Genomic DNA, 12,064 nt, shown 5'->3' on the forward strand with positions numbered 1-12,064 from the left:
GTTTCTAAGTGAGGTGAGTCATAAATTATGTGCCAAGCATCAATATTTTGCATGGCACATAATGAATGCCGCGTCAGGGTTTAATGGTAAAACAGGTGAATACGATGCTCACCTAACTTGCATCGTTTCACCATTGACAATAATGTCTTTAAACTTGGGCTCTTGGGTTGTGTACTGCTGTTTAATAAGCGCATCGATCACGTGTTTTTCTATAAATGGGTTTCGACTGTGTGTTACATCCATGCTTTTTTCCAACCAGTTTCCGTCAAGCTGATAAAACAAGACATATTCAAAATAATACTCAAAATGAGCAATCAAAATATACTCTTTTTGGGTGTCGCCATGTATATCGGCGGCGATAATATCTAACTTTTTACTGTTAAAAAGGTGTGTGTTTGTATGTTTAGCATAGCTTTGAATCCTACTGAGTAGTGGCTGAGGAAGCTGTTCGATAGACAAATACGCATTGGGTTGCAGCAAAGTCGTTACATCTAATTGTTCAATATTGGGGTTGCCATAGGGGTTTGTTACGCGCTTAAGTACAGCTTCAATACGTGTATTGAGCGCAGGGTTAGTGTTACCGTACTCTTGTTGCAGCCGCTTGAGCGCTTCATTTCCTGGGCGCCCTAGGTTAAAGGCAAAGTAGTCTAAATCGACGTCATTAATATCAATATGACCAGATTCAATCTGTGCGAGCTGGCTAGAGACAGACAGTTTTCTGAAATCTAATAAAGGAGATTGTGTTGCTAAAAGGGCTGCGACTAAGGTTAACCCCAATTTGGTGTTGATATTGCCTAAATAGGTATACCACTTAACCTTATATTTGATAATAGCGGCGCTATAACAGATGAAATAAGCTGCCACAAATGTCCAGATAAAGATTGCCCATAAACGATCGACAGATAGCCCATATTGCTCAATTCTTTGGTATAGCCCATAACCACTTATCGCAACGTACACTGGCAGGAATATAACGCCGAGCGTTAAAGCAATTCGTGTCCAATGATGCTTTAGCAATTGACCTTCGCTGCTTTGTAGCGCGGTATTAAGGGTCAGCAAAATGGCAATGAGTAAGGTAAATATCAGCGCACTGCCGCCATTGTCCCAAATTGGTTGCAGACCTTGAAAAAGTAATGCAACTAAAAAGAGGGAGCTTAACATGACAAGAAGCGGTAACAATGCCAACGACAAAACTTGAATTAACCGATTGACAGTATTGACCACACTGGCATTGTCTCTCACTTTAAGTACGCCAAGGGTATGGCTTAAAGTCAGCATTGGATAGAAAAACCACGGTTCGTAAAATAGTCGTTGGAATACAGTGATGTTGATAGCTGCAAATAATTCAGCCCAAAGCATTAAAATTAGCCACATTACAAGGGTAAATAATGCGGCAAAAAAGAGAGTGATAAATAGGTGACAAGCACGCTGAATAAGTAGACTGTAATCAATAGAGCACTTTTTAGAGTCGTTGATGAGGGCTTGGCTGAATAGGAGTACTTTAAAAACAACTACCGTCATTACAAGACCATATGTGAAGCTGTACATGCCCAAAGAATCACTGCTGAGACTGGCGATTTGACTGCCTGTGTAAGCACCTAAAGCAGCGCAAAATAACGTGAATAGGCTTATGAACCAGTAGGTCTTGCGAGTTGTTTGTTGGGTTATACCGTAAATACTTAGAGTAGGAAAAATGATGGCAACAGAGTAGCAGGCAAATAGGACAGCGGGTGATTCTGCTATGATCCATTTAAACTCAAGAGCTTGATGTAATAGAAGAAGAGCAAGCCCTTGTAGTAAAGCAATGAGCAGTAAGCTTTTGTATTGTATTTTTGTGAGTTCGGAATGATTTGATATCATACACAATCCTTGTTTTATCTTATTGCAGCATAGTAAATGCTGGCAGGTTAATCGATTATGAATTGCTCCCTAATTAATTATTCAAATATTTTTTGGTGGTGAGTCGAGCCTTATATTGGTTGGTGAGTGTTTCTATTCGGCTTTTATTGTTGATTATGGCGAGATTGAACTCACGTAATTTTTTTTCGCTGAACATGCCTGGGCGCAACATGTAGTGCACTGGGTTGCTGTGAACCGTGATGTGAGTTGCCCGCACGCTGTGACTAAGCTGCGTGTTATTTTTTATCAGGTAAGCACCACTGAGTAAATCTTCTACGGCAAAATTAACACGTTTATGTTTTATCAACTCAAAACGGTCGATTGATTCACTTAATTCGATAACACAATCTGTACATTGTGCTTGAAAGTGACTGAATGCAGGTCCGTATACACTGCCTCTGTTAATGGCCACAATCGCGTTATTAAGGGCAAGTGGTAATCTGCCCTCTGGGCTTTTTTGAAGAGGTTGTTGTGATATATGGCTAAATAACTGCATAATTTCAGTCCGATAGGCGACGCTAAACTCTGCAAACCCTCGGCGATTAGAAGTGTAGCTTGCAGCAAAAATGAGGTCGACATGGTCTTTTTTAAATTCGCTAAATGCTCGACTCGACGAGGGTAAAGTCACATAGTTCCAGCAAATGTTTACGTCTTGGAGTAATAACTCTATTATTTCAATATCAAGCCCTTTAAATACGCTATTTTCTTTATAAGAGTAAGGCGGCCAATCATTAGCGGCACTGATGGTTATGGTTTTTTCGCAGACGTGTTCTTTGGCTTGCAGTAACGATGTACACCCTAGTATGAACAGGCATATAAACATGCGCTTTATGTGGCTTACGCTGAGTTTTTGTGTACGCATTATTGGCCTTTATATGATCAGTTCTGTTACTCAGTAAGAAAATATCTTTATTTACCTAGCAGCCGAAATTTAACCTTTATTTTTAGAGCTTTACGTGAGTGAGTATAATAAATATGCCACATTTATTAAACTCACTCAAGCTTATAAAAGCACAGTTGTTGGGCCTATTTAGTCAATGCGGAATCGACCCACTAGGTTGTCTAACCCATCTGCTAAATCAACAAGTTGAGTTGCGCCTTCAGATAGGCTATCTGTTGACTGGCTCACCTGCGCGACGGATGCTGTTACCCCTTGAATTTGATTGTGAGTTTCACTGGCTGACACACCTTGTTGACTGGCCTCTTGGGCGATGGTTGCTATTAACGCTTTCACTTTAGTTACACTGTTTGCAATGTCATCAAACGCTTGGTGTGCTTGTTCAGATTGAGTAATTGCATCATTGGAAGCACTGACGCTTTGGGTCATTTTTTCGGATACAGCGCGAGTTTGATCGATTAACTTCGTTAAAACTTGCTCAATTTCTTGTGTTGCATCATGTGAGCGTTGGGCGAGCGTTCTTACTTCGTCAGCAACAACGGCAAAGCCTCTACCTTGTTCACCTGCTCTAGCGGCTTCAATGGCAGCATTGAGTGCTAGTAAGTTGGTTTGCTCTGCTATACCACGTATAACGCTTAAAATGTTGGTAATGTTGTTACTTTCACTTTCTAATTGGCTCATTGCAGCGGCTGAACCACTTAATGAGCTATTAAGTTGAGCCACTTGTGTGACGGTATTGCCGATTAGTTGGTTACCAGTATGTGTACATTCATCTGTTTGAGCTATTTCACTGAGAGACTCTTGGCAATTTTGACTCACAATATGCGCCATGTTGTTTACTGACTCTGTGTTGTGAGCTGCTTGATTTGCGGTGTCTGACTGGTTGTGGCATTGGGTTCTAATGTCTGATATTTGTGTTTCAAAATGGTGGGCAGCATCGTTTAATGAGTGTGCATTATATTGAATGTCTTTCACGAGGACGTTGATAGAATTTAAAAACTGATTAAACCAAGTGGCGAGTTCACTTATCTCGTCATTACCAATCACTTGGAGCCTTTTCGATAAGTTGCCTTCACCCTGTGCTATATCTCTTAACCCATCCGATACACGTTCAATCGGATAAACAATTTTGTTTGCCAGTACCACTGCGATGATACCAAATATCACTAACATTATGAGTGCGATTATACTGATACTCACTGACATGCTATAGGCAGAAGATAAGATCTCATCTTCGTCAATAATGGCCACAAAACGCCAGTTTAAGGCATCAGACTTATAGGGTTTTGCTGTGACTGTTTTATCACCCGTTTCAATGGTTAAAAATGACTTATCTCCCTTAGAATTTAACGATTGATATAAAGGCGAGTTAAGTTCTTTAATATTTTTGAAGTTATTATCTGGATTTTTTGGGTCGGCGAGTATGACCCCATTACCATCCATTAAAACTAAATAACCCGTTTCACCTAAACGAATGTTGCTGACGATGTCAGTGAGTGTAGACAAGGTCACATCTAACGACTGTACACCGGCAAATGCACCATCTTTATATATTCCGGTTGCTACTGACACCATAGCTTGCCCTGTAACACCTTGGTAAGGTTCAGTCACAATCACGTCGCGTGGTGTTTTCTTGGCATTTTTGTACCAAGGGCGTTGTCGGGGGTCATAATTGCCAAGGGGTTCTGCTGGGTATTGGATAAACCCCCCTTGCTCTGAACCTAAGTAAACGAACAGCAGTTCTTCGTGGGTGATGCCAAATGCGGTAAATAACTCAAATATCTCGCCTTCTTGTGAGCCATTTTCTAAAGGAGACATCATTCGCTCAGGGCCCATATAACTGCTTACGTTGTTGGGTAAATTACTCACCACTTTACTTTGTGCAAGAAAGCGGGCGTTATTCTTCATTTGCTCAAAGAAAAGGACAAAGGTATTTTCAACTTGGCGTATTTCGTTACTAGACGAGTCTAAAAAGCGCTCTAAAGATTCTTGCTTCGTTTGTGAAATGCTCACCAATGAAATGGCTAAAATGGGCACTATCACCGTTAATAAAAAACTCATAATGAGCTTCTGGCGCATTCTCATCTGATACTCCTGCGACTGTGTGATGTTTGGTTACATTTGTTATGTGTTTATGTGTAACTTTATAAATTATACACACAATCGCAGATTTATCTGATTTTGTACAAGTATTTGCAATAAAATAGTTAAGTTTTAGTTCGCGCTTAGCCATATGTATACTTAACTAATTTCATGCTTTTTCATCAGTTTATAAAAGTCTGAACGGTTTCTTTGGGCCAACTTAGCAGCTTCTGCTACGTTACCCTCTGACAGCGACAACACCTTTTTAAGATATTCATATTCAAACTGTTTTTTTGCATCATTGAGCCCTTGAAAATGCCGTTCATGTTGTGTTGGCAGTGCTTTTAATACGGTGTCTTCCGTAATTAATTTACCAGGAGTCAGCACCAATGCATGTTCAATCACATTGTGTAGCTGGCGAATATTGCCGGGCCAAGCATAATTTAGTAGGTGTGTCATAGCCTGAGGATTAATTGTTTTACTGTGGCTACTGAGTTCATCAACAAATTGATTCGCGAGCAAAGCAATATCTTCCACCCGGTTGCGTAAGCTGGGCAGTGTGAGTGATACAACATTGAGCCGGTAGTATAAATCTTCGCGAAATTCTTTATTCACGATTGCTTGCTGTAAATCTTTGTGACTGGCAGACAAAAAGCGCACATTGATTTTATGCTCAGTATGAGACCCTACAGGTCGAACGGTTCGTTCTTGCAACACGCGTAATAATTTCACTTGCAAATCCAGAGGCATATCGCCAATTTCATCGAGTAAAATGGTGCCGTTATCTGCGCTCAAAATAAGGCCTGTTTTATCGTTAATCGCACCAGTAAACGCGCCTTTTTTATGGCCAAATAGCTCTGATTCCAATAAGTGCGAGGGGACGGCCGCACAATTTATAGCTATGAAGGGTCCTGAGGCATAACCGCTGGCTTGGTGAATGGCTTTTGCTGCCACCTCTTTACCTGTGCCACTTTCACCCTGTATGAGTATATTCACATTGTTGGGTGCCAAGGCTTGAATGTGGTGCACAACTTGGCGCATTGCAGCACTTTTGAATGAAATTCCAAAGTAATTATGTTTTGTGTTACTAGGCGAGGTTTTTACTGTATTACACAGTGCTTTTTCTATTGTATGGAGCAGTGTTTGGCTATTAATGGGTTTGTTTATAAAATCTAAAAAGCCTTGTTCTATTGCGTCGACGGCATCAGGAATAGAGCCATGGGCTGTCATCATGATGACGGGCATACCAAAGTGGTCACTTTTAATCTTTTCAAATAGCTCAAAACCATCCATATGGGCCATTTTTAAATCTGTTATGACTAAATCTACAGCTTCACTTTGTAGAATTTTCAATGCTTGAGTGGCACGATAAGCACGCAGTGTGTGGTAATTATTTGACTCCAACCTCATCGCCAAAAGCTCGACAAACGCGTGATCATCATCGACCAGTAATATGGTTGCTCTGTTCATCATGGTGCCTCTTGCGTTTGCTGAAGGGGTATTGTGGGTGCTGGGGGGTTGAGTCGTTGTAACTCTATTTGGGCTAATTGTTTTTTTAGATCAATAAACGCACTGTTTGCTTTTTCTAGCTGGTGCTCTTTCCTTTTTAGGGTTTTGCGTAGCGTTATGTTGGCAAGTTTTTGAGCGCGTAAGTCTTGCGTACTGCGTTTAATAAAGTCGAAATACACTGAGTATTCATCAGGCCATACCCTCTGTGCCACCAAGGTTTTAAGCAACCTCAATTGTGTGGTTGTTGAAGGGCTGTTACACCATTTGCTGAAAAATAGGTTTAGTGTTTGGTGTTGTTGATAGTGTGCTGGCAGCGTGTTCACTTGCTTGTTTGTTGTTGATAAGGTATTCGTGCTACAAATTGCATAGTGGGTTTTAAACAGCATAGCAACAGGCGCATAGCGTTGTGTTGGCGGGTACTTTATTGTGTGCTCAGTATTCAGTTTTTTGGTTGAGTGGCACGCACTAAGTAGACAAAGCGCCAGTAATAAAAATAATAAACGCATTATTGCTTTCCTCTTACAGGCATTACGACACAGACCTGTGTACCTGGTGACAATGGTTTAAACTCGATGCTGCCATGTAATTGCTTAACTGATTCGGCAACAATTGATAAACCCAGCCCACTCCCTCGATGACTGTGGCTATGCTGACCACGAAAAAATGGCTGGGTTATATTACTGAGCTCGTTAGCGTCAATCCCCATGCCATCGTCATAAATAGCAAAGGTAGCCACATGGTCATTACTGTTTATATCAATACGAATACGGTGTTCGGCATACTGTAATGCATTGTTTATAAGTTGGATCAATATAATTTTACAGGGCAGGTAGGGCATGTAGGCCGTATTCTTACTTATGTGCCAAATAAGCTTTTTGTTGATCCCGAGCGTGTGTTCGCTAAAGTGCTTTTGTAGATCAGTGGCTATGGCTGCTAAACTTTTTCTCTTTTGGGTATTAAGAGGGTGGCTTGCCGCACTGTAACTGAGTAAGTCGTCAATTAAAGTGTCTAAGCGTTGGACTGACCCCGACATGATCTCCACGATACGGTTTTGCTGGGCTGTTAATTGGCCTATGCTGAGGTCTTTTAAGAGACTGTTTCCTTCGCTTAATGAAGCCAGAGGCGTTTTTAGTTCGTGTGTAACATGGCGTAAAAACGAGTCCTTTTGCGCATGACTGCTCTGCAGCGCTTCGTTGAGCCAGTTAAGTCTTTGACCAAGCTTTTCCAGCTCATTACTCCCTTTTAATTCAATGTGCCTCACATGTTTACCATTACCTAATTGAAAAATAGTTTGTTCAAGTGTGTAAAGCTGTCGTGTTACGCGATGAATTAGCATAAGACTAAATACGATGAATAAGGTCACCAGTGCGAGTAGTAACCCCAGAAGCCCGTAATTCTTGTCAGCGAAAGACGCGCGTTGATCATCGAGACGTGTTGATAACGCATGATGAAACAGTTTTTCGGTTGCTTGTAGTTGATGACTCAAAGCTGAGTAATTGACTAAATGTGCATCGTAGGTTGGTAATAAGGTGAGTACTTGTTGCCATTGTGCAACAAGTACATTTTCCATTAGCTTATTTTTCAGTAAAGTAATGCGTTTTCGAGTGGCCTTCCATTTTTTATTTATACTATTTTGTAAAGCGGGGCTATCGAGTAATGTATTATTTTGCTGCGCCTTTTCAAGTGCTGAAATACTTTCTTTTATCGATGAGAATTCAATTATAAGATTATGATTTATAACATATGACTGATGCATCTTCTGCTGCTCTGAAGATAAGTATTGTGCGTACCAAACCGCCGATATAATAATGGGAAATAACGCGATAGCGAGCGCGAGTTTGGCTTGCAACCCCAAAGATTGTGAAAAAAAGCGCTGGGGTGTACTCCTAACGTGTTTAAAAGACGAAATAAACCACTGCTTAACCTCTTCTATTGTCATGTTCATTGCGTTTCCTAATCGCATGTTGCTAAATTGCGAATCTATAAGCACTTGATTTAATTGTGAAATTTATATTTTGTAATTATTTATGTTGCTATTTAGCAACAGCCCGACTTAATGCTTCCTGAACTAACACGCCCTAATCACTTTAACAATATGATTTAAATAAGAATTTTATATTTGGCATCATAGTTGATATATCCCAATAGCAATCGATGACTTATCTCAATTATATGAATTGGCGTTGCAGCTTCTCAAAAGGCAAGGCTAGTTACGCTAAATGTTCTTAACATTCACTAAATGAAGTGAAAGCTAGCAATTATATGAATTGGTAGCTGAGCATAGGGCGTGGCCAATAAGTTAAGAGAAGGTCGATATTACAGGAGCTTACGAATGTACATGACAGTGATATTACTGAGTGGTGCAGCAGGGTTATTTTCACAACCGCAGGCAGGAAAGCTGACTTTTCAACAGTTAGATACGAACAGTGATGGCGTAATAAGCTTGAGTGAATCAAAGCAGCTACCGCGACTTATGGCGCAATTTAAAGATTTAGATGTCGACAATAGTGGCGGTATTTCACGCGCTGAATTTGATTCTTTTAACTGAATAATACGTTTTATTTTTCAGAATTTCTCATATACAAAAGAGGGTACAACATGAAATTGGTCCATGTATTTATGGCAACGAGCCTAACATTTATTAGTGCAATGAGTTTTGCATCGGGTTTGTCTTTTTCTGATTTAGACACTGATCACGATGGCGTGATAAGTGTTAAAGAAGCGAAAGCGAATACGTTACTTACTGAGCAATTTGCCAAGTTAGATGCTGATAAAGACAAGTTACTCAGTCGAAGTGAGTTTCTCAACTTTCAATTATAAGAAGTACAGTAAAGGCAATGAATAGGGCGTCTATTCGTATAGAAAGCACTGCCCTGACTTTATAAAAAGGAAAAGTAATGAAATTAATAAGCAGACTTTTGGTTGTAGGCACACTGGCTGTAGCATATTCGGCAACAGCAGCAGATTTTACATCGTTAGATACAGACAAAGATGGTTTTATTAGCCAAAGTGAAGCAGCACAGTCAGCCTCGATAAGTAAGGTATTTGATTTGCTGGATAGCAATAAAGACGGAAAATTATCTGAGAAAGAGTTTCATCAATAAGTAGCTTCCCGTACTACTTGACGCGCAAAGCCTAAGTGAAAACTTAGGCTTTTTTCATATAATTACATGTATTAAAAGCGGTAAGTGATTGTTGCACTGACTTGAAATTGGTTTAACGTCTCGCCATCAAAGTGCCAACTACACATATTGGGTGTACTAGGGTCGTTATCACAGATGACTTTAGACTTATTTTTTACAAGGGTTGCTAACCAGCGAGCCTCAGTACCAATACTTAAGTTATCCATTACTTGATACTCTAAGCCACCAAATAAGCCTGTGGCGAAGAAAGAATCGGCTTCTGCAAAGTTCGTATCAAGGCGATTTACACCCAGTTGCATGCCAATATATGCATCTAGGTCATCAGAAACGGGACGATATACGGCACTTTGAAACAGGAGGTATTCTGTTTTTATTTTATGTATCGTACTCTCTTCAAATTCACCTTCGTACTTACTATAGAAAAAACCATATTTGGTATCATTCTCATGCCAGTCCACACTAAATCCGTAATGTGTGTCATCAGAAAACTCGTGTTTTTGTTGTCGAGTTGTGGTCACTGATTGGCTGTAAGTTTGTCCAGCGTATGCCGTCACACCAACCTCAGCTTGGCTTGTATGAGAGGTAAGTAACAGACCAACAATGCTGGCAAGCATAAGTTTATTCATGAAGAGTCCTTTTTGAAGATGCGAGTGAATAGATAATTTTGCGCACAGTATACGAAATTTACACTCCGATGGCATTGAATAAAAGTAAGAATGTGTAAAGGCCAGGGCCTTGTTGATCAAATAGCTAACTACCAATCAACTTCTAAGTTTTAACTCTATTGCTGATATTTGGTCATACCTAGCCCAGTCATTTTATTTATTGCCTTCACTTTAATCATCGTTTCAGTATGCTGACTATTGAATTGACGACTTTTTAGCTTATCACCCATTAATTGCTTAAAACGATACATCGCCGTCTCGGCAAGTGAACGAAGGTGGTACCCTGAATTCACTTTCCACTGCGTTAACCCTATTTGGTGCATCATAAATACGGCATTATTTCTGGGGTGTCCTTCTTCCCAGTTTTGGGTATTGTCTCTTGGTGGCGCCCGCATAATCGCACCTTTTGCTGCGACCTCCTCATAGCAACTGCGTGTGTCATATGCTCCATCACCTGTGACTCTGTCACTATTCCTACGCAGTGGTCTGATTAAATCGACAAGGGCTTCACCATCTGACACATTGACCATCGACAGCTCAGCACCCACAATATCGTGACTTGTCGCATCTACGGCCAAGTGCAATTTTCGCCAAGTTCGGCGCTTAGTCGCACGATGTTTTCTCGTATGCCATTCACCATTTCCATACACTTTAAGGCCCGTGCTATCGACCACAATATCTATAAAGCCTTTGCAAGTGCTATTTCTATATTGCACATCAAGTGTTTTACTGCGTTTGCATAAACAGCTATAACCGGGTGATTGCAATGAGGCATACATCATAGTGAGCAAGGAATTTACAAACCCTTCTAAAGCCCTGAGTGGTAAATGGAATACGGCCCTTAAGGTTAAACAGGTTTCAATTGCTAAATCAGAATAGTAATTTGAACGACCACGGCCCCCCTATTTTTCGGTATTTTGCCACTTTGAGATGGCACTCTCACTTAGCCAAATATTGATGTTACCGCGTTGAACTAAAGCACGGTTGTACTGTGACCAATTCCTAATTTTCTTCTTCATTTCGCATCATGGGTTAAGGCATTTAATGATCTGATCGCACCAAACCAAAGAAGTTCAATTATTTAGGAAACAACGCCAAAGGCCAGCTACATTTGGACTTGTTGATCAAATAACTAGCTACCAATCAAATTCTCAGTTTTAACTTTGTTGCTGATATTTGGGCCTAAGCTAGCCATTTTATTTATTGCCTTCGCTTTAATCATGATTTCAGTATGCTGGCTATTAACTGACGACTTTTAAGCTTATCACCCATTAATTGTTTAAAACGATACTTCGCTGTCTCAGTAAGTGAACATAGGTGGTATCCTGAGTTCACTTTCCACTGCGTTAACCCTATTTGGTGCATCATAAACGGCCCTTAAGGTTAAACAGGTTTCAACTGCGAAGGCAGAATATTGATTTGAACGACCTCGCCACCGTATTTTTCCACTTTGAGATGGCGCTATCACTTAGCCAAGTATTGATGTTACCGCGTTGAAAAAAGCACAGTTGTACTGTGGCCAATTTCTAATTTTCTTCTTCATATCAAAACATGGGTTAAAGCATTTTATGATCTGATCGCACAGAACCATAGAAGCTCAATGAGTTAGGGAGCAACGCCGGATTTATCTAACAACTTTTTTCTTGATATATTTTATTTTAATTTAGCTAATTAGGCAGGGCAAGAGCATGAAAAGACATTATAAATTCAAGACCTTTTCAAGGTAATCTGTACTGCGCATCGCTTTCTTTTGCTTTGCGGGCATACCTTTCTTAAAGCTCGTTTCAGCTTTTAGGTGATTAAAAGCGATATGCCTAAGCCCTGCGAACACTGATGCTGCTCCTTCACGCCTAATTCGGCAATCATCT

General features: G+C 40.4%; 10 protein-coding genes and 1 pseudogene. 3 read left to right on the top strand and 8 right to left on the bottom strand.

From position 1 onward, the window contains the following. Positions 1-108 precede the first annotated feature (108 nt). The 6 genes from BGP78_RS17190 to BGP78_RS17215 form a co-directional block, all read right to left on the bottom strand. Positions 109-1,860 (bottom strand): DUF4153 domain-containing protein, encoded by a 1,752-nt coding sequence (locus BGP78_RS17190; RefSeq protein ID WP_119862532.1) that lies wholly within the window; start codon positions 1,858-1,860, stop codon positions 109-111. Positions 1,861-1,933: 73 nt separating this feature from the next. After that, positions 1,934-2,761, bottom strand: coding sequence for an ABC transporter substrate-binding protein (locus BGP78_RS17195; protein ID WP_119862533.1), 828 nt, complete (start codon positions 2,759-2,761; stop codon positions 1,934-1,936). A 168-nt stretch (positions 2,762-2,929) separates the two neighbouring features. Further along, positions 2,930-4,882, bottom strand: coding sequence for a methyl-accepting chemotaxis protein (locus BGP78_RS17200; protein WP_119862534.1), 1,953 nt, complete (start codon positions 4,880-4,882; stop codon positions 2,930-2,932). Between the two features lie 156 nt (positions 4,883-5,038). Beyond that, on the bottom strand, positions 5,039-6,349 hold the full coding sequence (locus tag BGP78_RS17205) for a sigma-54 dependent transcriptional regulator (RefSeq protein ID WP_119862546.1): 1,311 nt from the start codon (positions 6,347-6,349) through the stop codon (positions 5,039-5,041). After that, positions 6,349-6,894: a hypothetical protein gene (locus BGP78_RS17210; RefSeq protein WP_119862535.1), complete on the bottom strand. Its 546-nt coding sequence runs from the start codon at positions 6,892-6,894 to the stop codon at positions 6,349-6,351. Before BGP78_RS17210 ends, BGP78_RS17205 begins: the two co-directional genes overlap by 1 nt. Next, a complete protein-coding gene (locus BGP78_RS17215) occupies positions 6,894-8,333 on the bottom strand; it encodes a HAMP domain-containing sensor histidine kinase (RefSeq protein WP_182912312.1) in 1,440 nt (479 codons plus the stop codon). The genes BGP78_RS17210 and BGP78_RS17215 overlap by 1 nt, the downstream gene beginning before the upstream one ends. Before the next feature lie 387 nt (positions 8,334-8,720). Here BGP78_RS17215 and BGP78_RS17220 point away from each other — a divergent pair, with 387 nt between their 5' ends. The 3 genes from BGP78_RS17220 to BGP78_RS17230 all read left to right on the top strand — a co-directional run bounded on the left by BGP78_RS17220 (position 8,721) and on the right by BGP78_RS17230 (position 9,492). Continuing rightward, positions 8,721-8,936, top strand: a complete 216-nt coding sequence (locus tag BGP78_RS17220; RefSeq protein WP_119862537.1) for an EF-hand domain-containing protein — start codon at positions 8,721-8,723, stop codon at positions 8,934-8,936. Positions 8,937-8,986: 50 nt separating this feature from the next. Beyond that, complete coding sequence (locus BGP78_RS17225) at positions 8,987-9,208, top strand: EF-hand domain-containing protein (RefSeq protein ID WP_119862538.1); 222 nt, start codon at positions 8,987-8,989, stop codon at positions 9,206-9,208. 77 nt (positions 9,209-9,285) lie between these two features. Next, positions 9,286-9,492: an EF-hand domain-containing protein gene (locus tag BGP78_RS17230; protein ID WP_119862539.1), complete on the top strand. Its 207-nt coding sequence runs from the start codon at positions 9,286-9,288 to the stop codon at positions 9,490-9,492. Positions 9,493-9,563: 71 nt separating this feature from the next. Here the strand turns inward: BGP78_RS17230 and BGP78_RS17235 are convergent, their stop codons facing one another. Then, on the bottom strand, positions 9,564-10,157 hold the full coding sequence (locus BGP78_RS17235; protein ID WP_119862540.1) for an outer membrane beta-barrel protein: 594 nt from the start codon (positions 10,155-10,157) through the stop codon (positions 9,564-9,566). 155 nt (positions 10,158-10,312) lie between these two features. Beyond that, a pseudogene (locus BGP78_RS17240) lies at positions 10,313-11,215 on the bottom strand (IS5 family transposase). Positions 11,216-12,064 lie beyond the last annotated feature (849 nt).

This window comes from Pseudoalteromonas sp. MSK9-3 (genome assembly GCF_003590335.1).
Lineage (GTDB): Bacteria > Pseudomonadota > Gammaproteobacteria > Enterobacterales > Alteromonadaceae > Pseudoalteromonas.